The sequence below is a fragment of the Pseudomonas sp. SJZ079 genome (assembly GCF_007993865.1).
In the GTDB taxonomy this organism is placed as follows: domain Bacteria; phylum Pseudomonadota; class Gammaproteobacteria; order Pseudomonadales; family Pseudomonadaceae; genus Aquipseudomonas.
Map to the genome: position 1 here is coordinate 175,082 of NZ_VIUH01000003.1, position 25,026 is coordinate 200,107.

General features: G+C 58.7%; 19 protein-coding genes, 1 other RNA gene and 1 pseudogene. 12 read left to right on the plus strand and 9 right to left on the minus strand.

What is annotated here, in order from left to right; genetic code table 11:
- From FBY03_RS04925 to FBY03_RS04945, 5 genes are all read left to right on the plus strand, one after another.
- Nucleotides 1–1,074: an acyl-CoA dehydrogenase family protein gene (locus FBY03_RS04925; RefSeq protein ID WP_147171082.1), complete on the plus strand. Its 1,074-nt coding sequence runs from the start codon at nt 1–3 to the stop codon at nt 1,072–1,074.
- Nucleotides 1,071–1,871 (plus strand): crotonase/enoyl-CoA hydratase family protein, encoded by an 801-nt coding sequence (locus tag FBY03_RS04930; RefSeq protein WP_147171083.1) that lies wholly within the window; start codon nt 1,071–1,073, stop codon nt 1,869–1,871. The genes FBY03_RS04925 and FBY03_RS04930 overlap by 4 nt, the downstream gene beginning before the upstream one ends.
- A gap of 29 nt (nt 1,872–1,900) precedes the next feature.
- On the plus strand, nt 1,901–3,025 hold the full coding sequence (locus FBY03_RS04935; RefSeq protein ID WP_147171084.1) for an acyl-CoA dehydrogenase family protein: 1,125 nt from the start codon (nt 1,901–1,903) through the stop codon (nt 3,023–3,025).
- Between the two features lie 59 nt (nt 3,026–3,084).
- Nucleotides 3,085–3,951, plus strand: coding sequence for a cache domain-containing protein (locus FBY03_RS04940; RefSeq protein ID WP_147171085.1), 867 nt, complete (start codon nt 3,085–3,087; stop codon nt 3,949–3,951).
- Nucleotides 3,952–4,087: 136 nt separating this feature from the next.
- Nucleotides 4,088–4,978 (plus strand): DMT family transporter, encoded by an 891-nt coding sequence (locus tag FBY03_RS04945; RefSeq protein WP_147171086.1) that lies wholly within the window; start codon nt 4,088–4,090, stop codon nt 4,976–4,978.
- A gap of 77 nt (nt 4,979–5,055) precedes the next feature.
- On the opposite strand, the gene FBY03_RS04950 is transcribed toward FBY03_RS04945, so the two are convergent.
- Nucleotides 5,056–6,075, minus strand: coding sequence for an amidohydrolase family protein (locus tag FBY03_RS04950; protein WP_147171087.1), 1,020 nt, complete (start codon nt 6,073–6,075; stop codon nt 5,056–5,058).
- 228 nt (nt 6,076–6,303) lie between these two features.
- Between FBY03_RS04950 and FBY03_RS04955 the strand changes: the two genes are divergently transcribed.
- The 4 genes and pseudogenes from FBY03_RS04955 to FBY03_RS23185 all read left to right on the plus strand — a co-directional run bounded on the left by FBY03_RS04955 (nt 6,304) and on the right by FBY03_RS23185 (nt 8,785).
- Nucleotides 6,304–7,143 (plus strand): oxidoreductase, encoded by an 840-nt coding sequence (locus FBY03_RS04955; protein WP_147171088.1) that lies wholly within the window; start codon nt 6,304–6,306, stop codon nt 7,141–7,143.
- A gap of 97 nt (nt 7,144–7,240) precedes the next feature.
- Nucleotides 7,241–8,014, plus strand: coding sequence for a hypothetical protein (locus FBY03_RS04960; RefSeq protein ID WP_256677866.1), 774 nt, complete (start codon nt 7,241–7,243; stop codon nt 8,012–8,014).
- Between the two features lie 146 nt (nt 8,015–8,160).
- Nucleotides 8,161–8,283, plus strand: a pseudogene (locus FBY03_RS04965) (tyrosine-type recombinase/integrase); the annotation flags it as partial.
- Between the two features lie 307 nt (nt 8,284–8,590).
- Nucleotides 8,591–8,785, plus strand: coding sequence for a hypothetical protein (locus FBY03_RS23185; RefSeq protein WP_147171090.1), 195 nt, complete (start codon nt 8,591–8,593; stop codon nt 8,783–8,785).
- 111 nt (nt 8,786–8,896) lie between these two features.
- Here FBY03_RS23185 and FBY03_RS04975 read toward each other — a convergent pair whose 3' ends face one another.
- Nucleotides 8,897–9,499, minus strand: a complete 603-nt coding sequence (locus FBY03_RS04975) for an antitoxin Xre/MbcA/ParS toxin-binding domain-containing protein (protein ID WP_147171091.1) — start codon at nt 9,497–9,499, stop codon at nt 8,897–8,899.
- Nucleotides 9,500–9,987: 488 nt separating this feature from the next.
- Here FBY03_RS04975 and mobC point away from each other — a divergent pair, with 488 nt between their 5' ends.
- Nucleotides 9,988–10,293 (plus strand): plasmid mobilization relaxosome protein MobC, encoded by a 306-nt coding sequence (gene mobC, locus FBY03_RS04980; protein ID WP_025164618.1) that lies wholly within the window; start codon nt 9,988–9,990, stop codon nt 10,291–10,293.
- Complete coding sequence (locus FBY03_RS04985; RefSeq protein WP_178090562.1) at nt 10,283–12,625, plus strand: relaxase/mobilization nuclease domain-containing protein; 2,343 nt, start codon at nt 10,283–10,285, stop codon at nt 12,623–12,625. The genes mobC and FBY03_RS04985 overlap by 11 nt, the downstream gene beginning before the upstream one ends.
- Nucleotides 12,626–12,639: 14 nt before the next feature.
- On the opposite strand, the gene FBY03_RS04990 is transcribed toward FBY03_RS04985, so the two are convergent.
- From FBY03_RS04990 to ssrA, 3 genes are all read right to left on the minus strand, one after another.
- On the minus strand, nt 12,640–13,950 hold the full coding sequence (locus FBY03_RS04990) for a site-specific integrase (RefSeq protein ID WP_147171093.1): 1,311 nt from the start codon (nt 13,948–13,950) through the stop codon (nt 12,640–12,642).
- 339 nt (nt 13,951–14,289) lie between these two features.
- Nucleotides 14,290–16,740, minus strand: a complete 2,451-nt coding sequence (locus tag FBY03_RS04995) for a site-specific integrase (protein WP_178090564.1) — start codon at nt 16,738–16,740, stop codon at nt 14,290–14,292.
- Nucleotides 16,741–16,843: 103 nt separating this feature from the next.
- Nucleotides 16,844–17,231: a transfer-messenger RNA gene (ssrA, locus tag FBY03_RS05000) on the minus strand.
- A 149-nt stretch (nt 17,232–17,380) separates the two neighbouring features.
- Here ssrA and FBY03_RS05005 point away from each other — a divergent pair.
- Nucleotides 17,381–19,882, plus strand: coding sequence for an ATP-binding protein (locus tag FBY03_RS05005; protein ID WP_147171095.1), 2,502 nt, complete (start codon nt 17,381–17,383; stop codon nt 19,880–19,882).
- Nucleotides 19,883–20,043: 161 nt separating this feature from the next.
- Here the strand turns inward: FBY03_RS05005 and FBY03_RS05010 are convergent, their stop codons facing one another.
- The 4 genes from FBY03_RS05010 to lldD form a co-directional block, all read right to left on the minus strand.
- A complete protein-coding gene (locus FBY03_RS05010) occupies nt 20,044–20,289 on the minus strand; it encodes a hypothetical protein (RefSeq protein WP_147171096.1) in 246 nt (81 codons plus the stop codon).
- 138 nt (nt 20,290–20,427) lie between these two features.
- Nucleotides 20,428–20,691 (minus strand): hypothetical protein, encoded by a 264-nt coding sequence (locus FBY03_RS05015; protein WP_147171097.1) that lies wholly within the window; start codon nt 20,689–20,691, stop codon nt 20,428–20,430.
- Nucleotides 20,692–20,937: 246 nt separating this feature from the next.
- Nucleotides 20,938–23,745 (minus strand): FAD-binding and (Fe-S)-binding domain-containing protein, encoded by a 2,808-nt coding sequence (locus FBY03_RS05020; RefSeq protein ID WP_147171098.1) that lies wholly within the window; start codon nt 23,743–23,745, stop codon nt 20,938–20,940.
- A gap of 14 nt (nt 23,746–23,759) precedes the next feature.
- On the minus strand, nt 23,760–24,914 hold the full coding sequence (gene lldD, locus FBY03_RS05025) for an FMN-dependent L-lactate dehydrogenase LldD (protein WP_147171099.1): 1,155 nt from the start codon (nt 24,912–24,914) through the stop codon (nt 23,760–23,762).
- Nucleotides 24,915–25,026: the final 112 nt, after the last annotated feature.

The window sequence follows — 25,026 nt, forward strand, 5'->3', positions numbered from 1 at the left end:
ATGCGAGAACTATTCGAATCGACCATCGAGCGTCTGCTCGCTGACCTGGCCACACCGGAATACGTGCTCGGCTGCGAAGGCGGCGAGTGGCCGGCCGAACTTTGGGCGGCTGTCGAAGAGTCCGGCTTCACGCTGGCGGCCGTGCCGGAATCCCTGGGCGGTGCCGAGGCCGGTTGGGCCGACCTCTACGTGTTGGCCCGCGCGGCGGGCCGCTTTGCCGCACCGATCCCACTGGGTGAAGCCCTATTGGGCAACTGGCTGCTCGGCAAGGCCGGCCTCGAGGCGCAGACCGGCATTCTTAGCTTCGCCGCTGAGGCCAACCTGAGCCTGCGCGATGGTGCAGTGGTTGGCGCGCTGCATGACGTGCCTTGGGGCCGGCATGCGCAAACCCTGGTGGCCATCGCCGATCGCAACAGCGCGACACCGAGCGTGGTGCTGTTGTCCACCGCCAGTGCTGCCAGCCAGACGTTGAGCCTCAATGTGGCCGGTGAGCCGCGCGACAGTCTGCACTTCACGGGTGCCCAGGTGCTGGCCTGTGCGCCTTTGCCCGCGTCGCTGCCGACTGACGTGTTGCAGTTGGGTGGCGCCCTGCTGCGTTCGGCGCAGATCGCCGGTGCGCTGCATGCCCTGTTGGACATGACCTCGGGATACGCCAGCGAGCGTACCCAGTTCGGTCGCCCGATCGGGGCCTTCCAGGCGATTCAGCAGCAGTTAGCGGTATTCGCCGAACAAGCCGCAGCGGCGGGTATTGCCGCGGAAGCCGCCTTCACCGAGTCGGATACGGTTTTTGCCACCTTTACCATCGCCGCAGCCAAGGTCAGTACCGCGGAAGCCGCCAGCGTTGGCGCTGGCATCGCGCACTCGGTGCACGGCGCCATCGGTTTCACCCAGGAGTACTCGCTGCACCTGTTGTCGCGGCGGCTGTGGGCTTGGCGCAGTGAGTTCGGTTCGGCGAGCCTGTGGAGTCAGCGCATCGGGCAAATGGTCTGCGGGGTGGGTGGCGAGGGCTACTGGCCGCTGTTGACCGGCCACGCGAGTCAACAGTTATGTACTCTTGAGAGGAAATCGGCATGAGTCCCTTCCTGCAGATCGAGCGCGATGGCGGCATCGTCACCGTACGCATGAACCACCCGGAAACTCGCAACGCGCTGACTTCACCGGAACAGATCCAGGAGTTCGTTGACCTCTGTGCCGAACTGCGCCGCGATCATTCGGTGAGAGTGATGGTGCTCACTGGCAACGGTAGCGCCTTTTGTGCCGGTGGCAACGTCAAGGACATGCGCGAGCGCGGCGGAATCTTCGCCGGCTCGCCGTATGAATTGCGCAACAACTACCGCGACGGCATCCAGCGCATCCCGCTGGCGCTGTACGAGCTGGATATCCCGGTCATCGCCGCCGTCAACGGCCCGGCAATCGGCGCCGGTCTGGACTTGGCCTGTATGTGCGACATCCGCTTGGCTTCCAGTTCGGCGTTGTTTGCAGAAAGTTTCGTGCGCCTGGGGATCGTTCCCGGCGACGGTGGTGCCTGGCTGTTGCCGCGCATCATCGGTATTCCCAAGGCCAGCCTGATGGCCTTCACTGGCGACACCATTGACGCCGCCAAGGCGCTGGACTGGGGGTTGGTGGAGCAGGTCTGTACTCATGAGACCCTGCAGGCCGAGGCGCACGCGCTGGCCCAGCGTATCGCCAGCAACCCCGGGCACGCCCTGCGTCTGTGCAAACGCCTGCTGCGCGAAGGCCAGCACATGCGTCTGGATTCGCTGCTGGAGCTGTCTGCCGCCTATCAGTCGCTGGCCCATCACACGGAAGACCACCATGAGGCCGTCGTCGCCTTCATGGACAAGCGCAAGCCTGACTACCAGGACCGTTGAGACCACCAACCGAATTTGGAGTGATAGTTATGCGTGCCGTTTTCCGAGAAGACCACAATATGTTCCGCGAAATGGCGCGGCGTTTCGTAGATCGCGAAATCGTTCCGCACCTACATGAATGGGAAAAAAATGGCATCGTGCCCAAGGAGGTCTGGCTCAAGGCCGGTGAACTTGGACTCCTGTGTTCGACCGTGCCAGAGGAGTATGGTGGCTCAGGCGGCGATTTCGGTCACTCGGCGGTAATGATTGAGGAGCTGGCCAGGGCTAACGCCACCGCAGTGGGTTTCACCACGCATTCGGAGATCGTCGCGCCCTACATCGTGGCCTACGGCAGTGAGGAGCAAAAGCTCAAGTGGCTGCCGCGCATGGTCAGCGGCGAGCTGATCGGGGTGATCGCCATGAGTGAGCCGGGCATCGGCAGCGATCTGCGATCCATGCGCACCCTGGCCCGCCGTGATGGCGACGACTACATCATCTCTGGACAGAAGACCTTCATCACCAACGGTGGCAACGCCGGGCTGATGGTCACCGCTACCAAGCTCGATCCGGCGGCCAAGGAGCTGACGCTGATCTGTATCGAGGAGGATCGCAAAGGTTTTTCCAAGGGCCGCCTGCTGGAGAAGATCGGCTTGAAGGGCCAGGACACCGCCGAGCTGTTCTTTGACGAAGTGCGGGTGCCGGCCAGCAATCGACTGGGCGAGGAAGGTCAGGGCTTCAAGTACCTCACTCACCAGTTGGCCTGGGAGCGCCTGATCATCGCCATTCGCGCGGCGCAGTCGATCCATACCCTGCTTGAAGAAACCATCGAATACACCCGTGAGCGCAAGGTGTTCGGCAAGCCGGTGCTGGACTTCCAGAACACCCGCTTCAAGCTCGCCGAGGCCAAGGCGCAGGCGACCATGCTGCGCGTGTTCGTCGACGATTGCCTGGCCAAAGTGATGCGCGGCGAGCTGGCGGCAGACACCGCGGCCATGGCCAAGCTGCTCGGCTCGGAGATGCAGGGCAAGCTACTCGACGAGTTCCTCCAATTGCATGGTGGCTATGGTTTCATGAGCGAGTACAAGATCAGCCGTGCCTGGGTAGACGCGCGGGTTGCCCGCATCTATGGCGGGACCTCGGAAATCATGAAGGAAATCATCGGCCGCACCCTTTAAACCACTATTCGCCGATCCTGAAGCAACTCCACAGGCAAGGTGAGCATTTTGGGACAGTTATGTCGCTTATCTTTCGCAATGCTTTGCTGCTGCTACTGGGGTTGTTTTCTCTGCCGCAGGCCTTCGCCCAAGATGCGCCTGCAGAGCGCTACACGGCTGAGGCCGAACGGGCGAACCGGCTGTTGAGCAAGGCCGTGGCGTTTTATCAGGAGAAGGGCGATGCGGCGTTGGCCGTGTTCAGCCGGCAGGGCGAGTTCATCGACGGCGAACTGTACGTCTATGTGCTGGATACCGCTGGGGTGATGCTGGCCAGCGGTGGGCCTTCGGTGAATCTGGTCGGGCGCAATATCAGTAGCGCATTGAACAAAGAACTCAACGCGGCTTTCCAGGAGGCGTTGAGCCTGCCTGACAGCGGTGCGGTGCACCGCGCGGAATACCGCTGGCTGAACTGGAATGACGGTAAAGTCGAACGCAAGCACGTGTTCTTTCGGCGTGTTGGCGAGCGCATCTTTGCGGTTGGTTACTACATGCCGCGTGCCACTCCAGAAGAAGCGGTGGTCCTGCTGGAGCGGGCTGCGGCTGCCGTGGCCGCTAATCCCAAGGAAACCTTCACGCGCATCAACAGCCTGGATGCGGATTTCATTCGCGACGATCTTTATGTGTTCGTAGCCGATCTGCGCACGGAGCGCTATGTCGCGCATGGCTACAACCTGAGACTGGTTGGCACCGACTTCCGTGCGGTGCAGTCGGTCGATCATGCGCCTATCGGCGAGCAGATGCTCGAGATCGTCAACGGCAAAGGAGAGGGCGATCTCACTTACCTGTGGCGCAATCCGGTGACGGGGCGCAGCGAGACAAAGCACACCTTGATCCGTAAGGTCGGCGACTATGCGATTGCGGTGGGGTACTACCAGAAGCCGCTCTGAGTTTGGCTGAGTCGCGGGTCGCATCTGCCCGATTCCCTGTGCGGGCGCAATGAACGCACTCCACTACTGGTCGCCGTTCAGGCTGGCATAGAACTCAGGTTGCGCGGGCAACGCCTGTCGAGGTTTAAGCCGTCCCATGATCTATATTCTGCCTGTGCTGGCCGCGCTTATCTGGGCCGGCAGCACCGTGGTCAATCGCCTTGCGGTCGGCGCTATCGAGCCGGCGGCCATTTCCTTCTACCGCTGGTTACTGGCCTTTATGCTGCTCAGCCCCTGGTTGCTACCTGGGGTTTGGCGGCAACGGCAGTTGATCGCTCGGCATTTCTGGCAGCTGTTCATCCTTGGTGTGCTGGGCATGGCACTGTACCAGTCGCTGGCCTATTTCGCGGCGCATACGGTTTCAGCGATGTCGATGGGTTTGATTCTGGGAACCATGCCGCTGTTGACCATTTTTCTGGCCATCCCGCTGTTGCGTACCCGGCCCACCCCAGGCATCTGCTTGGGCGGGCTGCTTTCATTCGTGGGCTTGGCGCTGCTGATCAGCGCAGGGCAACACAGCCGATTGTGGACCGAGGGGATGGGCCGGGGCGAGCTGATGATGCTGACGGCCTCGGTCTCCTATGCCTTGTATTGCCTGCTGCTGAAACGCTGGCAATTGCCGGTTTCTACTTGGGTATCACTCTATGTGCAGATCTTCTGTGGCCTGATGGTGCTGATTCCGTCATTCCTGCTCGCGCCTTCGGTGCAACTCACCGCGCAGAACATTCCCTTGGTGGTCTATGCAGGGCTTTTCGCATCGGGGCTGGCGCCGGGATTATGGAATCACGCACTGGGCATTCTTGGCGCGCAGAGGATCGCCGTGTTCATGAACCTGGTGCCGCTGCTCACCGCCGTGCTCGCGGTGGTCATGCTGGACGAGGCCCTGCACGGTTACCACGCCATCGGTGGCGGGCTGATCCTGTTCGGTATTGCGCTGGCGCAGGGAAGGCTCAAGCCTGCCGCCGAGCTACTGCCGCGGGGTGACTGACCTGGCGCCTATCCGCCGACCAATTGCCCTGACAGCTGAGGTGTGGCGCAGTCTGCACGGAGCTTCAGCAGGTGTGCTCAGAGAGAGCCGGGCACATCCAACTTGAGCAGCTGGATGGCATTGCCGCTGCGGATTTTTTCACGCTCGCTGTCGTCGAGGCCCAGGCCTGCAGTGAGATCGCCATGGTCGTAGGCACCGCCGAAATTAGTACCGTAGACCAGCCTGTCGACCCCGACCACCTCCGCAACGCCGCGGCGCAGGCCAGGCGCATGGACATCGAGATCGAAATAGAAGTTGGCCATGTAATCCATGAGCGGCTTCTGGTTACGGGTATCCGGCGCCATGGCGCGGTTCAGCTCGCTAAGGCGGCCCAGTTGGAACACCGCCATGCCGCCGGCATGGGTAATGTAGGCCTTGAGGTTGGGGAAGGTGTCCAGCGCGCCACCACAGATCAGGTACCAGAAGAACAGGGTTTCATCGACACAATCGCCGACGATGGAGGTTGTCTCGAACTTGTCGTCGGTATGCTTTTCGCCCCAGTACATCGACTGATTGAAGCCATGCACCATGATAGGCACGTCCAGTTGGGCGATCTTTTCCCAAACCGGGAACAGGCGTTCGTCATGCGTCTCGATGCCGTTGAAATTAGTCCCGCCGACGCACACGCCCTTGGCGCCCAGTTGGGTAACGGCTCGCTCGATTTCCAGGACCGCGGCAGCCGGCTCGGCCAGGTTGGCATGGCACCAGAAGTCAAAGTGCGCCGGATCCTGACGGCAATAGGCGGACATTTCATCGTTGCAGATCCGCGCGTATTCGCTGCCGAACTCGTCAGCCCAGTACATGAAGGCATGCGAGGGGGCCGACAACACCAGTCTGTCCACTCCGCGCTCGGCCATCAGCTTGCGCCGGCTCTCGTGGGTCATGCGTGCCAGTAGGTTGGCTTCGGCCTCTTCATCGTTGGCGGCCTTAGACGGTTGCTTGGTGCCAAGGGAGAAGTGGCCGACGGTGAAACCGCTGGTCTTCATGAACGGCCCCCAGAACGCGTGGCGGTTGAGCATGCCCTTGGTCACAAGGTGGGCGTGTATGTCGATCAGCATCGGTGGACTCCTTTATCTAGGTGATCTGCAACGCAGCGACATACACGTCCGGCCTGTGTTTGGCCTGGAGCCGCTCCGATAGGATGCTTGGACTATAAATTATATGAACAAAAATTGTAAATTTGTTCATATAATCTTTGGGTGGTAGGCGGCGAGCGGCACTGGGGACGTTTGGTCGTCTGATACGCCTCACTATTCCGGCCACTGGCCTGAACCCGGAGAACAACAATGATCAAGACATGGTTCATCACTGGCGCGTCGCGCGGCATCGGTGCGGAAATCGCCAAGGCTGCGCTGGCTGCCGGCGACAATGTGGTCGCCTCTGGCCGCGATCTGGCCCGGCTCGAAACCCTGTTTGACTCCTATGGCGAGCGGGTGCTGTCGGTGCAATTGGATGTTGCTCAGGAGGAGCAGGCGGCCTTGGCGGTGGAGGCCGCTCTGCGCCGTTTTGGACGCATCGATGTCGCCGTCAATAATGCCGGTTATGGCCAGTTGGGACCCTTCGAGGAAAACGACGTGAAGGCTGTCGAGCGGCAGTTCGCCACTAACGTCTTTGGCGTGTTCCATGTCTGCCGTGCGGTATTGCCCGCGATGCGCGGACAACGGTCCGGGCACATCTTCAACATTTCCTCGATCGCCGGTGTGGCTGGCATGGGCGGTGCCGCGCTGTATTGTTCGGCCAAGTTCGCGGTTGAGGGCTTCTCCGAGGCGCTGGCCCAGGAAGTGGCGCAGTTCGGCATCCACCTGACAATTGTCGAGCCTGGCGCCTTCCGTACCGATTTCCTCGACGGCAGCTCCGCGACGTTGGGTGACAAAGGCCTGCAGGATTACATCGAATTCAGCAAGAAGATCAAAGCATCCTCTGCAGCCAACAACCATCAACAACTCGGCGATCCGGCCAAACTTGGGGCGATGCTGGTGCGGTTAGCCGCCGAAGAGAAACCACCACTGCGCTATCTGGCGGGTTCCGATGCCCTACAGGTCGTGACAGGCAAGCTAGCGGCAATGAGTCGGGAGATCGAACAGTGGCGTGATCGGTCGCTATTGACCGATGGAGGCTTCAGTTGAGGCCCAGCTCAGTTCCGCACATTAGCTGCAAGCGTGGGTAAGGATTGAGTTATCGGTCATGGGCTAGCGTGGACATAGCCTGAACAAGGAGAGCGTTTTGGAACGTGATAACTGCAAAAAAAGCCGTCTGCTGAACTACCTGTTAATACTGATGCTACTGGCCTGTACCAGAGGAGAAGCGTTGGCCGCGCCGGACCGTCAGGAGCTTCAGGAAATGCGCACACTGGCGACGATGGCGACGGTCAACGTGCTGCTCTACTACAACCTCAACGGCATTCCCTATGAGGCGGAGAATGCTGAAGCCTTTACCCGTAACCTGAATCAACTGCGCGAGTTATCCGTACAGGCTGGCGAGGTTGCGATCACCGAACAGATCCGTCAACTCGACAATGCGGTTGCTGACCTGAAGAATTTGCCGCAGAGCACCAGCGGAGTGCGCTCTGTATGGCCCGCCTATACACGTTGGTTGCCGGGCGTCATCGAGGCGCATTTCCGCTTGGATAAATCGCTCACCGAACGCTACAACGCGACGCCCGAGGTGGCGCAGACGCAGAGCGGGTTGCATGGACTCAGTCACGATATCGGGCGGATGCTGCTGTCCTACCAAATGGCGTCCTTTCCGAATTTTGGGGGCGATATCTGGATTCTCGACGAGCGGGCGATTACCGCCTTGGATGCTACCATAGAACAGCGATTTGCCGAACTGATAGTGCAGGACAGTACATTTGTACAGGCGCTGAAGGCCCCACTTCGAGACTATCGCTTCGTTCGCAAGCGTTTGCTCAACCCTGTTGGACACTGGGCACCGAACGCTGTGTCGCGCTATCTGACGCAAGCTATGCGTACCGTGGATAGCCAATACGAGCCCTGAGTAGTAACGACCCTGGGTGAGTAGCTTTCCCATCGTGGGTGGCAATTTGGAGGCATGCCCCAGTGATATCTGCTGAGCGACGGCGAGAGATCATGCAGGTTAGGAGTGATTATCTTGATCTGCTGCGCACAGGGAGTGGGGTTTAGCAGATGCCGCGCTCGCTGCGACACTCGTTCGCAAGCCACTTCATCCAGAACGGTGGGAACTTCCTCACCCTGCAAAAGATCCTAGGTCATTCCAGCTTGGCCGTGACCATGCGGTATGCGTAACAGTTGTCAGATGTCACAGAAAGCCCGTGAACACACAGAGTCTGTGTCAGGCCAACGGGTTGCGTGTCACCTCTTGCAGGGTGGACATGAAGTCCCCCATAAGTTGATAAGCCAATCGACAACTGTAAGGTCTGAGTTTCTGCGGGAGCTCGGCTAACAGCGCTGTACGTCCGATTTTGACGTTGATTTGCTCATGTACTGCTCGGCGAGCGCGTACAGCACCGCCTGCTTGTGCGGGACGATTGGTACAGGCTGCCAACCGATACACCGGGAGGTTGAACTGCTGTGCCATCATCTGGGGGCGCACATGACACTCACCGACGCTACCATCGCACTGCTCCTTGCCGCTCGGATACATGGAACCGACGCAGCTGTTAGAGCAACAGCAAAGCGCTGTGCGAAACCTCTGCCACGCAGTAAGCGCGACCTGCTTCATCTGGTGGTTGAGAGCAAAAGTCCGTTAGCTCTGGTCGACTTCTTGGCCCAGGGGTTGGAGCTATAATCCGACATGATACGGGCAGTTTTTCCACTGCTGTGTCCTTCCTATGTATCTTCTCCAGCCTATTCGTCACAGATGAACCCTTGCCCTTAAGCTGTTATGGCGAGGGTGTGGCTACCGACCTACGCCATGCTCAATTTGCCCAATCAAAGTAACGACTTGCTGGTAGTTGCCTGCCGATATCGCGCTGGCGAGTGGGGATTGGGATAGCGCGCTGTTGGTGTTTGTAAGCCATCGAGCAGCTGCGGCTGCGTCAAGATCAAAGAGATGCAGGGCTGCCGCAATAACGTCAGCGAATTGTGATGGCGATTCTGTGGGGGCAGCGACTGTTGTTGCTGGTTGGCCTAGCTCTACTGCATGGGAGGGGCACCTTGTACGCAGCCATTTATTTCGCTCTAGCGTCTGACCAGGTTTTCCACATACATCACAGATGGATTGCGACAAGTATTCTGCCAGGTCAATCAGGCGGCCGATGTAGTCATCGCCACCTCTGTAATAAAAGCGGAGCGTGCCGAATTTTTCTTTGACCTGCGCTGCTACTAACGGAGCGCAGTGTTGCTCCTGCTGGTGCTTCTGAATGAGCGTGCAAGTTGCATCGAGCAACTCGAACCAGCCGTTTCTGCACTCGAGGCCAAAATAGGGTGCGGTCTCATTTCCACAGGATGGAAAAATTTCGGGATAGTGAGTGCAGAAGTGATTTTCAAAGATTTGATCCATGATTTTCAGTCCCAGGTGTCTTAATGGGGTAACGGTTTCGACTTCTAGGGTCGGAAAGCCGCTGCCCAAACAGGAATCTGCTTTCCGATTGCGGTACGCAAGAGCCCATTTCGGCTAGACGAGCGCAGTTCGGCTTCGCTGATCCGAAATCGGAAACGCGAGGCCGCAAACGGAATCTAGTGATCCAAATTTGGAAAGAAAAGGCCGAATTGGGCGGGACTCTAGTTATGAGTAATTGACCGTTCGTCGGCAAAAATCACTGGTAATACCAACTTTCCATCCATAACGACCGAGTTTCCTCGGCGACGTCTTTGTCGGATTTTCCTGTGAGATACTTTTTATCGAAGGGCGAATTTGCGAGCAAAGGCGTTGTACGTCACTTCGTTTCTCCCAACGCGGCTCGCTTTTTCTGCGCTTCGCTTGAAAAAGAAAAGACGTATTTAATACGTCAATAGCATTGACATAAAAATAATAACAAGGTGCTCATTATGGACAGAAAAACAGCGAGGCTGTGCCTCCGAATAACTCCCAGCGACAAGCAATTGATCTTCGCCAAAGCGAGCGATCTCCAACTCAGCGTTGCCGATTGGCTGGTCAGGGCGGCTCTAGATCGTGAAATCATCCCGCCGCGATCCGTTTGGGATGCTGAATCGATCAGCCAGTTGTCCCGTATTGGCAACAACCTCAATCAGCTGGCTTATTGGGCTAATAGCGGAATGCTGGTGGACGACTCCGCCTTGCGTGAAATCGCAGCCGAGCTGCGCTTTCTACGAGGCTTGTCTGATGATCTTTAAGGTTCGCAAGCATCGCTCGAAGCGGCATTTGCGTAATCTGATCAGGTACTTGCTGTCCCGGCAAGGAAAGTCGAACGAGCGCGTTCTGCGACATGAGTCACTGAATGCGCTACCGATGCTGCCAGGCGAAAGCCCAATCAGCTATGCAAAGCAATGGTCTGAACGGCTATGGAATTTCACTGCTCAGGAGCGTCGTGGGAAGAAGCCACCGCAGGACTATTTCGTCCATTCGGTAATGAGTTTTTTCCCGGGTAATGATGAGCACGCTGCTGATCAGCTAACCGCAGAGCAAGCTATTGCTCTGGCTAAAGAGGCCATGGCAGAGGTTGCCCCTGGCGAGCGTCAGGTACTTTATGTGGTGCATGGTGACAAAGCACACCTGCATGTGCATATCGCATTTTCTGTTGTCGAGCAGGGTGGGCGGATCTGGAACCCAAGGATAGATTTTCGGCGATGGGAGTCGGCCGCCGCTCGCTTAGAAGTCAAATATGGTTTGTACCAAGTGACGGTGGGTCGGCCCGGCGGAGTACCTGCCAGAAAAAAATCGCCGACCAGTAATGAGTTGAACATGGCCATTCGTACGGGAATGCCGTCTGACCGCATGTTGTTGCAGCAGTTGCTTGATGTTGCATTAGCAGGCAAGCCGTCTTTTCCCACTTTTATGCATCGCTTGGTGAGTGCAGGTGTTACGCCTATCCCCAATATCGCCAGTACAGGCCGAGTGTCGGGCATCTCTTTTCGAATAGGAGATGGTTTGCCCATGAAAGGGAGTGATCTCGGCAAAGCTTATTCGTGGGGGGCTCTTTCCAAACAGCTCAACTTTGCCGCATCGCAGCACCTTCACCTGCTTCGTCCATTTGTCGAGGAGAAGCCACTCGTAGACGGAGCGGTTCAGTTTGACGAGTCAGTTGAAACCCCAGCACTACCTCTATCGGAGCCGTTACCGAAAATTCGTCGGTTTATTGCGAAACCGCGTGGTGACCAGCGCATTGACTGGGTCTGGCGAAACAAGCCGACGCGAACCGCATTTGTCGAGGCACCCAAGATGTGCGTGGCAAGATCGGCCCATTCAGCTGTGTATGAAGCGATGGCAGAGCGATCCCTGCAGCGCGGCTTGAAGCGTGTCGGCGTAACAGGATCAGAGGCGTTTCGGAGAAGGATGTGGTTTGAGTTGTCGCTTCGCGGAATCTCGGCGGTGGGCTATGAGCCAACAGAGGCAGATAGAAATCGATTGGAATGGTGGATAAATGAGCAAGTTAAAACTGGCCGAGGAAATGAGCCAGCAGCAAGTGCAACACCTAACGGAGGAGCTGTCACTGGCATTGGCGGTGAAGCTGGACGCGATGCGGCAAGCGAAAGTGTCAACGAGCGAAGAGTTGGCCGAGACGATGTATCCCCTGCTCCAGGCAATGACCTCGCTGGCGCTGGAAAATCAGGTGCTGATGAAGGAGATGCGTTCGATGATGCGGGAAGAACTCAGCAAAATGCGAGCAGAGATGGGCGAGCTGCATACCTTGATGACAGAGCTCAAAAGCCTGTCTTTAGCGCCGAGGTCGGGCCAGGGGGACTGAGTTTGGACGTGCCCCCCACTCCGACCTTGCTCCGTGTCTCTCGTTTGGGCCAGGCCGCTTTACTGCGACAGGGTGTCCAGTCGGTGCAGAGCATCGAAGAATGGCGGCAGCTAATGGATATGCTGTGGGCATTGAATCGCCGTTTTACCCGGTGGAGTATCGTTTTCGGTATGCCAGGCAAAGCTCCGCTAGGGGAGCTGACGTACCACGCCCAGGTTGCGCCGAGTTGGCCAAATTTGCAGATTCTCAACAGTCAGGGGTGCAACGTTGATTTGCAGCTGACATCTCCGGACAGTTGGCTACACCTGGACGGGGTAACTGCCCTGGACTTCGAAAGGCTTGCCGCGCAGGGCGTCACACCAACCATTCAGTTCACCTCAGGCGGTATTACGCAGGTGTTCGTGCATGTGAATTATGGCTGTGAGAGTCGTCAGGTTATGGACAGTCTGGCGAAGCAGATACAGGTTGGGCTCGACGCGAGTGTTCGGGCGCATATCGGCAGTGTGTCGTTTCCCATACCGGGATTTGACTGTTGGTCTGATGAGCAGCTTCGAGTTTGCAGAGGTATCAGCTTCGACAGCAATTCAATGGGGACGCAGCTTTCGAATCAGTTGAGGCACTTGAAGGGGGAAGTGGATAGATCGAGAGTTCTGGGGGCTGTACCGGCACTGATTTTGGAAGCGATGACCGGGGGTGGTGCGGAATCGCTGAAGGAAAAGCGGACGGTCCGCGGGGAACCGCCCCGTCCAAGTGAATATTGAACGAGGCGGGTTGATCAACGGCGCCGTGGATCGGGGGCTCGGCGTTTCTCTTTATGGCAGTGCGGCTTACGCTGCTGGAGTTTCTGATAGTTTTCCCATGAGATATGAGAGAGGTCGACATCGAAATTTACCTTCGCGATTGTCTCCTGCCGTCGAGGTAGCGAAAGCTCTTCGCCATAATTTGTGGTCGTGTCATCGTTAGTGCCGTGACCCACCAGCATCTTGATCATCAGCTCTTGCGCGCCAACCCCGTTGCGCAGGGTGTTAACGAACGTGTGGCGGAAGCTATAAAGACAGGCACCCATGCCTTTGTAAAAGCCACACTCTGGTAGATAACCATGATCGTTAGCACCTTGCCCGCTAAACCAGCGCGATGCGGTGCGTGCGAATCCGTGTTTTTTGTCGTAAGGCAGCTCGGGAAAAAGAGGGCGATAGCGTCCACCTTCCTTCTGCCGCATTGCCACAAAATCCAGAAACCCTATATCAACAAGTGTGGGGTGGATTGGGATTTCCCGGGCGCTGAAGACAGTTTTAAGCCGTTGATCTGGCCCTTCATCGGTAATCCGGATAACCCAAACCCCAGCGGACTTATAGATGTCACCCGCATAGAGTTGGCACAATTCTCCAGGCCGGGCCCCCGTGAAAGCGCCGAGCAATGGCAGCCAGAAGCAGTAGCTAAAAGGGGTCCATCTGAAATTTTCTGTAGCCTGTGTCGTGTAAATTCGACTATGAAATACACCCTGAAGCTCAAGAGGGGAAAATGTCTTGTAGTGGCGTTGCTGTTTGGATAGAGGGGGCAGCATTACTTCGTTAAGTGGTAGTTTGATCACCCACTTTTTGTGCGCACAGTAGGTCATGAACTGCTTGAGCAGGTTGAAATAGCGGTGAGCCGTTTCGCCGCGAACGATTTCCTCGACCCCCGTATTGATCAGGTCGAGTTCATCTAGCGGTACCAGCGCTCGAGTGTTCTTCTTTTTCTTGCTAAGGGTCTCTTGCAGGTTCGTAAGGTCGGCCAAATTTAGCGAATGAACCAATCGATCCTTTCCAAGAAACTCAACGATCTGACTTAGCTGGGATGCATACTTGTAAGCAGTGCCATGCTTCCAGGTCCCTTTGACCGTGTAATCCCAGATCATCTTGTCTGCTGCCATTTTGATCGACATGGATAGATCGGGGGACGAGGTGGGCGGGTTCGGAATGCGCTCAAGTAGGGTGCTAAGCTGCCCTGGGTCGTTGAGCAAGCTTTGAAGCTGGAAAGCAATTGTTGCCGAGTTGAATCCAGGGTGCTGCGGGACTGTTAGTGTCAGAATATTAGTGCATTGCATTGAAACTCCTAAAATTGCTCCGAAGGTAGGCCGAAGGGAGCATTACTATTGGCCAGGCTTGGGCTATGCCAAACTTGCTTTCGAATATAGTGCTGGTTTTAACTTCGTCAAGAATATTATTTTTAGCTGTCGTTTAAATATACGTTGAAATCTCTACAACCTCCGGCTGTTGGGGGTTGTAGAGAGATGGGGTGTTGTTTGGTTGTCAGTTGTTATGCGAAGTTTTTCCCCTGTTTTAACAGAAAGACGCCTGTCTGGTTTTGAGTTAAATGCAGAATAGGGGGTAAGTCCGCTAGTAGGTGATGCACTTTATTTACGTGGTTTCCCGGTAATTCGGGGTTAGGTTTCCTGGCGTTTAAGCCAGTCAATCAATAGTCCGGTATTGTGATTTTCCATCGCTATGGACTTGCGAGTTGGTGGGCGTTGTTCTTCCGTTCGTGCTGGTCGTCCCGGCCGATGGCTGATCCTCTGTAGCCCCTGATAGTGCTCGAAACTGATGTGGCCGAGGCCGAGGTTGAAACGCAGCATTTCAACGGTCTGATGCTTAATCTCGGTACTGTAGCCATCACCGTACTCTGCGGTTGTGGACTCATTACTGTGTCCCGTAAGCGCCTGAATGCGCGGTTGATCTACGCCTGTCTGGCGTAACTGGTTGATGAAGGTATGCCGCAACGAGTGGAAACTCAGGCCGTTGAGGCGAGGAAACCCGCATTGCTGCAAGTAACCCGCCCGCTGCGGGTCGCCGCAAAACCAGCGTGATGCGGTGTGGCTATGCGCGCGGCGGATGTCGGCGCGCATCTGCGGAAACAACAGTTCTTTGGTGGATGTGGCTGCTTGTCGGCGTTGCGCAACGAAGTCGAGAAAGCCTTTCTCTAGCAGCACTGAGTGCAGTGGTATGTCGCGTGCGCTACTGCTGTTTTTCAGCAGTTTGTGTGGGTGATTGAGGTTGTGGCTCATCATCCAGGTTCCTTCCGGCGTCTGGACGATATCCTCGATCGTCAGTTGGCAAAGCTCGTTCAGCCGCGAGCCAGTGAACAAACCGAGCAGTGGCAGCCAGAATTTAAAGTCGTCCATGCGCCAACGTGGCACCTTTGCGGCGGTGTACACCGGGCCGTTGAACAACTGCTCCAGTTCGCTCTGGGTATAGGCCCGTCGTACGCGGGCACTGCGCTTTCGGGATTTTTCCGTGAGGCGAATCGGTCCGGCAATATCGCGGGCGATCCACTCATTTTCATAGGCAAAGCGAAACATCGCCCGCGCCAAGTCGAAGTACTTTTTCGCGGTTTTGGGATGAATCGCTTCATAGCCACCCTGCTCGAGCAGGATATGAATTGGGATGCCGTTGAGCTCGTTGAGTTGGCGTCGGTTGCGTGGGTACATCATCAGCACCGTGCGCAGGTTGCGAAAGTCCTCCGTCGTCACAGTGTTAATTGGGCGCGACGGCCCCAGGAGTTCACAGACGACTTCCAGTCGGGCGCAGTTGAGAAAGCGAGTGCCTTGGTGCGACCACTGCCCGGTCAGCTCTTGGTCGCGTCGGTAGCGTTCCATCAACTGCTGAATGGGCAACTGGCCCTCCGGCGATTGCTCGCTGCGAGGTGTCAGGCCGCCGGCGAACATCGCGCCCAGCGGATTGGCTGGAGCAGAGTGCTGACCGCTAGGGGACAGTATCCCGTTGTCACCGCTATTCGGTGTCGGTGCAGGTGGGGGTGTCTGACCGGGTGGCAGCGGCGTATCGCTGTCAGGCCGCAAGCGTGCCCGGATGGCTTCGACATGAATGCGCAGCTCGTTGAGGCTGGGGATGCCGCTACCGAACTGCTGTCCCTGCAGGACGAGACCCGACAGCCAGTCGAAGCGCTCAAGAACAAAGCCCGATTTCAGCACGGCTTCATGCAGGTCATGGGTGTGCAGGTCGAACATCAGCCGAGCGGGCAACTGGGGATAGTGGCTCAGCAGCAGGTCGGGCATATCCACATCCAGCAGGTGATGCTCTCCATGGGTTGGGTGTAGGCGGTGTGGGGCGTTACGGGCACCCGCGGGATTGTCCAGGCGGCGCAGAAACTCATGGTCGCGGTCGCGCAGATCTTGTGGACGAAGTGCCAGCCAGCGTGGGTTGTGCCGAAAATGCAGGCCGTGCTCGGGCAGCAGGTAACGGCGTAGTGATTCCAGCTGGAAGCTGGCTTGGTACAGCGGTAGCCACTCACTGCGGTGCAGGTGCTGTTCCAGCTGTGCGGCCAGCTCGGCCATCCCTTGCAGGATGAACTGGGCGCGCTGCTGTACCTCTGTGGGGTTCAGCGTGTGCAGCTCGAACACCTGGGTTTTCAGCAGCAACGGGTAGGCTGCGCCGAGCAGGTCGGGGAGGGGAACTTGTAGGGTGAACTGCTGCGCTTCGCGTAGTAGAAAGGTGGGCATGTGGCGCAGTTGCTCATAGCGCTGACGGCCGATAGCCAGGCTCAGGTCCTGTACCGGGCATGCGATCTGCGAACTGTGTGGCGTGGTGCGCGGGTGGGGATCCTGTTGGCTCAGCGGTCTGATCGACGCGTGAATGTCGGCCAGTGCCTGCTGCAGGCCTTCGGCAGTCTTGATTTCGCCGATGCGAAAGCGCAGTTGGCGGATGCGTTCAGCGAGATCCAGCGCCAGATCACGGGCGTCATCGACGCTCATGCCGTGGAGTGACCAGCGAATTTCGCGAGAGACGTAAGGGAAGCGCTGCTGAAGCAGGCGGGGAAGAATCAGCCGAAAGGTCAGCTGGTCGTTGCTGTCGCGGTACAGGTAGTGGGCTAGGTGTTGCATGGGGTTCAACCTCGTCGTCAGTGGAATTTCCTGAGAAATTTCCAGACGTGGTTTGAACCCCATTTAGATTAAACCTTTAAAATCAAAGGTTTAGTCTGATATTTGGTGGAGCCGGGGGGATTTGAACCCCCGTCCGCCAGTACTCCGCTGTTGGTTCTACATGCTTAGCCGTGTCTACTGAGTTAACCCTTGGCCGCCCGACGGGCAGGGTGCTTTGGGCGAGTTGTGTAATTTTTAGCCGTTACGTCCACAACGTACTACGCGGCGATTCTGTTCTGCATGACAATCATTTCGGGTTTACAGACATCCCCTAATGATTGCTGGAGCCGAAGCTACCAGAAGTGCGACTAGGCTGCTTACGCAGCTAGTTGAGCACCGTAATTGTCATCATTGGCAATTATGGATTTTTGCAACAGTTTATTTACGAGTTCTGTTACCAACTCGGCATGCCCCTCGAGTTTTGTTACCGGCGTCGAATCCTAATCGGCCCCAAAACAGTAGTGCGTGTAGCTAGGATGCTCAGTGTACGGCAAAGGTTCCGCAGCGTCGACCCAGCGATTGTCCAGCGGACGCTATGTGCAGAGTGCAGCTATGATTGTGGGCTAGAGCTGCTGCAATGTCTTTGGGAAGAGACCTTATTATGTCGCGCGAGTCGCGTTACCCCTTGCGTCAGTGGATTTGGCGCGCGTTTGTACAGAGTGCGTTGATTCCGCTGATTTTGGTGGAATCGGTGTTGATTACGGTCTATCTGCTAAGCAACGCGGCGATTCGTGATGCGCAGATAGAGCATTTGCAGCAGAGTGCGCTGAAGGATTTGTCTGCGGCGGTGGTGCGTGAGGGGCAGATAATCGACAGCCGCCTGCGCTCAGCCGAAGCGCAGGTCCAGGTTTTCCGTGATGCTGCGCAGCGAGCGTTGCAAAATACCGGCTTCCAGCCCGATGAAGTGGAGGTGCGGCGCCATGCCACGACTGCCAGTGGGGTGTATTACAGCCGTACCGACGATGGCCGGGCAGCCTCGTTCTACGCCAACAGCACATCGCCAGCGCAGCAGGATAGGGCCAAGGCCCTGCGCCTGTCGCAGCTGGACCCGCTAATGCGCTCAATCCGTGCCGCCAATCCGTTGGTCGCGGCGCTCTATTTCAACAGTTGGGACAGCTATAACCGTATCTATCCGTTCTTCATGACGCCTGAGCAGTATCCGCACGATCTTGTGATACCGGATTACAACTTCTATTACCTCGCCGACGCCCAGCACAACCCCGAACGCAAGGTCGCGTGGACCGATGTCTACCTCGATCCGGCTGGGCTGGGCTGGATGATGTCGGTGATCGCGCCGGTGTATCGCAACGATTTTCTCGAGGGGGTGGTGGGGCTGGATATCACCGTTGGGCAGATGCTCAACGAGATCGGTGAGCTGGATGTGCCCTGGCAGGGTTATGCCATGCTGGTCAGCCGCGACCACAACATCATGGCGTTGCCAAAAGCGGGGGAGCAAGACTTCGGGCTGCGTGAGCTGACCCAGTACTCCTACGATGAGGCGGTGCGCCGCGAGGTGCTCAAGCCGGAGGACTTCAATCTCACCAATCGCGCCGATATGCAGCCGCTGTTACAGGCCATGGCGGCTGGGAAGGACCATGTACAGGAGGTGCTGCTAGGTGGCCGCAAGCAGTTGGTGGCGTGGAGCGAGATTCCGCAAACCGGTTGGCGCCTGCTACTGGTCGTCGATGAGGGGAGTATTTTTAGCGAGACCAATCGTCTGGCTGAGCGCTATTTGCAGATTGGCTACCTGTTGATCGGCGGGCTGGCATTGTTCTACCTGTTGTTTTTCGCCTGGATGTGGGTGCGTTCGCGGCGTTTGAGCAATCAACTGGCGCAGCCGATTGCCGGCGTCGTCGGGATGATGCGCCGGCTCGGTCAGGGCGATTTCCATCCCAGTGCACCGACCAGCCAGATTGAGGAACTGGCGTTCATGGCGCAGGCGGTGCAACAGACCGGCGAGCAATTGCAGGCCAGTGAGACCGAGCGCCAGGAGGCGAAGAGCATTCTGCAGTTGGTGCTGGAAAGCACCACTGAGAGTCTCTGGGAGGTGGATGCGCCGAACATGACCATCAAACTCAGCGAGCGCTTCCTCAAACGCTTTGGCTTGACGACCGAGTGCATGAGTTTCAGTGAGTTCAACCTGCGGGTGCACCCGGATGACCTGGAGCGCATCCGTCATCTGCGCCAGCAATTCGCGGCGAGTGGCGAGGATCAGTTCGAGGCCGAGTATCGCTATGCCGATTCGCGTGGCGAATACGCTTGGCTGCTGAGCCGCGGCAAGGTGCTGGAGCGCAATGCCGAGGGCCGGGCCTTGCGCATCGCCGGGACCCATGTCGACATCACGCGCCTCAAGCAGGTGCAGGAGGAGTTGCGGCGCGCGAGCTTGGAGGCGCAGGCCGCCAGCCAGGCCAAGAGTCGCTTCTTGTCCAGCATGAGCCATGAACTGCGCACGCCGTTGAACGCTATTTTTGGCTTTGGTCAGTTGATCGAAATGGAAGCGCAAGAGAAGCCGGAGGCCCAGCAGGAGGCGGATTACGCACGGGAGATCGTCAAGGCCAGCCGTCACCTGACCTCTCTGGTGGATGACATCCTCGACCTGTCGAGCATCGAAAATCGTCGCCAGCAGCTGCATTTGCAGGCGGTGGAGGTCGGCGTATTGCTGCAAGGTTGTGCCGAGCTGGTGCAGCCGGAGGTGCAGCAGCGGGGGTTGCAGCTACAGATGATGGCGGCGACCGATGCGTCCCTGTATGTCCAGGCCGATGAGCGGCGCTTACGCCAGGTGATCCTCAACTTGCTGTCGAATGCGATCAAGTACAACGGCCCGCAGGGGCTGATATGTCTCGGGTACGAAGTGCGCTCGGATTGCGTGCGCATGTGGGTCGAGGACACCGGCTCGGGTCTGACCGTCGAGCAGCAGGCCCAGCTGTTCCAGCCGTTCCAGCGCCTGGGGCGGGAGAATTCCAACATACCGGGGACCGGCATCGGTCTGGTGCTGTGCCATGAACTGGCCAGTCTGATGGGCGGCGAAATGGGCTTTCACAGTACCGCAGGCAGCGGTAGCCGGTTCTGGATCGACTTACCAAGCGCCGCTGCGCCGGAGTAAGCGGCCGTGCAAGGGCTGGCCTGGATCTAGCGGATAGCGATGGTTCGTGCTGACAACGAGGCGCGAGCGAGGGGGGGGAGGCAGTCAGGCCGATAGATTGAGCCAGCCTGACAGTACAGGGGTAATGCTGCTAGGGTCGATGAAACAGACTGGCTCGAGGTTTATTCGCTGGCTTCGAGTAGTTGCTGGGCTTTACCGAGCACCTCGACTGACTTGCTGTGGTTGCCCGACTTGTGTAGCTCCTCACCTTCTGCGCGGAGTTCTTTGACTTGGGCCAGTACGGCGGCGTCGGTGGGTGGGTTACTGGCCAGCCTGGCGTCGATTTTCGCCATGTCGGCAGGGCAGTGCATGGCCCAGAGTGGCGTGCTGAGCAGCGCGGCGAATAGGAAAACGGCAAGACGGCGCATGGCATTGCTCCTCTAATGATGTGTTTTCACTCTAGAAAAAACAGCGCAAAAAACAAGTTATGGACTCGTAAACGTAGCCCTGAACGCACAAGACCGGCGAACTGCCGGTCTTGTGTGTTCAGGGTTGCTTCGATAGGTCTAGCTGGCTTCACCGCCGGTTTCCTGCAATAGGTCCAAGGCCTTGGTTGCATGGGTGGCACAGGCCTCTGTGTCGCCCATGTTTTTGGCCTTGTCAGCCAGCATTTTGTGTTCTTCGACTTGCTCCTTGAGGGGAGAACCCAGGTTCTCTATCACGCTCATGCTGTTATCGAGTTCCTGCATCTTGACGGTGCACAAGTCTTCAGCTGCAAACGCGGGGGAGGCGAGCACAGTGACGGTAAAAAACAGGGCAGTACGTTTCATCTGATAGTCCTCTCATCATTGATAGTCTCTCGGCGTCGCACTCCAGATAAGGGCGCGCCATGCAGCCAAGGTCTATATCCACCTAACTCATTCAGGCTGAAAACTGACTACCGCTCGGAAGGCTGAGTTCACTTTTTCCGAATGACAGGACTCAGTGCTTGTGTCGTGAATTTTCGTCGAAACGGTTTCACATTCCGCTTAATGGAAATAAGCGCGGCGTGTCAGATGCTCGGCATAGGGTTCGTGTCAGGCCCGCGGACGGGTGACGCGATCTACCAGATAGACCAGGCCGTGATAATCGATACGGGCGTGATGGCTCAGGCCAATCTCACAGGTGCGGCTGGTGGAAATGCCTTCTTCGCAAATTTGCACCGCATCCTTCAAGGTGCGCAGTGAGTGGGCGTTGAGCTCCGGGGTGGTGAAGCCTTTGTCGCCGGCAAAACCGCAGCAGTGGACGCCTTCGGGAACCACCACGTGCTTGGCGCAGCGCCGGGCGATCTCGATCAGTCCCTGGGCCTCGCCGAGGTGTTGGCTGCTGCAGGTGACATGCACCGCCACTGGCTGTTCCTGAGGGGTGAACTCCAGGCGCTCGAGCAGGTGCTGGCGAATGAATTTCACCGGATCGAATAACTGCAAGCGCTCGTCCAGTCCATCTTGCAGCAGGCGCAGGGTGCAGGGGCTGGTGTCGCAATAGATCGGGTCGAGGCCGCCGCGACTGGTCTTGAGCAAGGCGCCGAGCAACTCCCGGCGCTTGCTGTCAGCCTGCTCGGCGTAGCCCTTGGAGGCGAATGGCTGGCCGCAACAGAGGTTGTCCAGATTGTCCGGGAACACCACCTGGAAGCCGGCTTTCTCCAGCAGTGCGCGGGTCTTGTCGAGCAGCGGCATTTGTTCGCGGTCGCCGAACGCCGGGCCCATGGCGCGGGACACGCAGGCGGCCAGGTACACCACCCGTGGGCGCTGATCGGCGTTCGGCTGGCTGAAGTGAAGCGGCTGCACGGCTTGCGGCATGGCCGCTGTCCACTGCGGCAGGCGGTTGCCAGACAGTCTGCGCAGGCTCGCCGAGGCTTTCTCCAGGCGCGGGGCGTCGAGCAGCCTGCGCATGCCGTTGGCCGCCAGCAGGGTGAAATGCATGCCTTTCAGTACGCTGGCGAAATGTTCGGCCAGCCAGCTGGCGCTGCGCTTATGGCTTGCGCTGCGTGCGCGCAGCTGGCGTATCAGGTCGCCGGTGTTGATCCCAACCGGGCAACGCTGGGCACACAGGCCCGTAGCCGCGCAGGTGTCGATGCCTTGGTACTGGTAGTCGCGCTGCAGTGCTGTGGTATCGATACCGGCGCGCTGTTTAGCCTGAATGTCGCGCCAAATCACAATGCGTTGGCGTGGGCTGAGGGTCAGCCCCTTGGACGGGCACACCGGTTCGCAGAAACCACACTCGATGCATTTGTCGACGATATCGTCGGCGGCCGGTAGCGGCTTGAGGTGTTTGAGGTGGATCTGCGGGTCGTCCGACAGCACCACACCTGGATTGAGGATGCCCTGAGGGTCGAGCAGGCGCTTGATCTGCCACATCAGCTTATAGGCGTCAGTTCCCCACTCCAGCTCGACGAAGGGCGCCATATTGCGTCCGGTGCCGTGTTCGGCTTTCAGCGAGCCGCCGAATTCCACCGCCACCAGTTGCGCCACCTCGTCCATAAAGGCCGAGTAGCGGGCAATCTGCTGCGCAGTGTCGAAGGCCTGGGTGAAGACGAAGTGCAGGTTGCCTTCCAGGGCGTGACCGAAAATGATCGCCTCGTCATAGCCATGCTGATCGAACAGTGCGAGCAGGCGATTGACACCTTCGGCCAGCTGTTCGACCGGGAAGGTGACGTCTTCGATGATCACCGTGGTGCCGGTTTCGCGCACCGCACCGACCGCGGGGAAGGTGTCTTTGCGGATCTTCCACAGCTGGTTATAGACCTCCGGGTCGGTGCTGAAATCGACGCGTTTCTCCAGGGCAAAATCGGCGATGGCCGTCATGATGCGCTGCAGCTGTTCGTGCAACAGGTCATCGCTGGCCGCGCGCGATTCGATCAGCAGGGCGCAGGCCCCGCTCGACAGCGCCTTGACCCACGCCGGCATGCCCGGTTTGTTTTCCACCGAGCGCAGGCTGCGCCGGTCCAGAAGCTCCACCGCCGACACCGGTTGGCTCTTCAGGACGGTCACCGCGCGGCAGCAGCTTTCCACGTCAGGGAATACCAGTAGCGCGCTGGCCTTGTGCGGGTGCTCGGGCACTGTGTGGTAGGTCACCGCGCTGATAAAGCCCAGGGTGCCTTCTGAGCCGACCATCAGGTGGCTGAGGATATCCAGCGGCTGGTCGAAATCCACCAGGGCATTGAGCGACAGGCCAGTGGTGTTTTTCAGGCGGTACTTGTGACGGATCTTCGCGGCCAGCGCGCTGTTGGCGCGGGTTTCGCGGCCGAGTTGGCTCAATCGCGCAAGCAGCTGGCCATGGCTGGCCTGGAAAGCCGCGACGCTGGCGCTGTCCTCGGTATCCAGTACGCTGCCGTCGGCCAACACCAGGCGGATGCCGGCCAGGGTGTGGTAGCTGTTGTGCGCGGTGCCGCAGCACATGCCGCTGGCGTTGTTGGCGACGATGCCGCCAATCTTGCAGGCATTGATCGAGGCCGGGTCCGGGCCGATCTTGCGCTGGAAGGGCGCCAGCACGGCGTTGGCTTGCGCGCCGATGACCCCCGGCTGGAGGCGAATCTGGGCGCCATCGGCGCTGATTTCGCGGCCGTTCCAGTGGTCGCCGAGGACGATCAATACCGAGTCGCTAATCGCCTGGCCGGACAGGCTGGTGCCGGCGGCGCGGAAGGTCACCGGTACGCGCTCGGCGCCGGCCAGCTTGAGCAGCTGCACCACTTCCTCTTCCGCTTCGACCCGCACCACCAGCTTGGGGATCAGTCGGTAAAAACTGGCGTCGGTACCGAAGGCCAGGGTCGACAGTGGGTCGTCGAAGCGTCGTTCGCGCGGGATCAGGCGTTCGACGGCGGCAAGGAAGGCGGTAGGCAGGCTCATGCGGGCTCCAGAGGTCAGGGGGCTGTGTGGTTCAGTTCGCGTGCCAGCGAATCGGCGCTGATCTCGCCGATCGATTTGGCGCCGGTCAGCACCATGGCCACCCGCATCTCTTTCTCGATCAACTCCAGCAGGTTGCTCACCCCGGCGCCGCCCGCTGTGGCCAGCGCGTAGATATAAGCGCGGCCGAGCAGCACGCTGTCGGCGCCGAGGGCGAGCATGCGCACCACATCCAGGCCGGTGCGGATGCCCGAGTCGGCGAGGATCGCCAGCTCGCCCTTGACCGCGTCGGCGATGGCCGGCAGGGCGCGGGCGCTGGACAACACGCCATCGAGTTGGCGACCACCGTGGTTGGACACCACGATGCCGTCTGCACCAAAGCTCACCGCGTCCCTGGCGTCCTGCGGATCGAGAATGCCCTTGATCACCATCGGGCCGTCCCAGAACTCGCGAATCCACTCCAGGTCCTGCCATGAGATCGACGGGTCGAAGTTGGCGCCCAGCCAGCCGATGTAGTCGGCCAGCCCGGTGCGGTTGCCGCGGTAGGCGGAGATATTGCCCAGGTCATGGGGGCGGCCGTGCAGGCCAACGTCCCAGGCCCAGCTCGGGTGGGTCATGGCTTGCAGGAACCGGCGCAACGGCGCGTTGGGCCCGCTCATGCCTGAGTGGGCATCGCGGTAGCGGGCGCCGGGCACCGGCATGTCCACGGTGAACACCAGGGTGGTGACGCCGGCGGCCTTGGCCCGTTCCAGCGCGTTCTTCATGAAACCGCGGTCTTTCAGCACATAGAGCTGAAACCACATCGGCCGGTCGATGGCCGGCGCCACCTCTTCGATCGGGCACACCGACACGGTGGACAGGGTGAAGGGGATGCCCTTGGCCGCGGCCGCCCTGGCTGCCTGCACTTCGCCGCGGCGCGCGTACATGCCGGCCAGGCCGACCGGCGCCAATGCTACCGGCATCGCCAGGGTCTCATTGAACAGGCGGGTTTCCAGGCTCAACTCGGACATGTCTCGGAGCACGCGCTGGCGCAAGGCAACCTCGGCCAGATCCGCGACGTTGCGCTTGAGGGTGTGTTCGGCATAGGCGCCGCCGTCGAGGTAGTGGAACAGGAACGGTGGCAGTTTGCGTTGCGCCGCGGCGCGGTAGTCGGTGGAGGCAGAAATGATCATTGGATTCACCCGGGATCAGAAAAAGGCTCAGGTAGGTCAGGGCAAGGCGGATCGCGCCTAGGGTGCGGTGCCTTGCGCGGTGAGATAGCCGAGCTGTCTGGGTACAAATGGC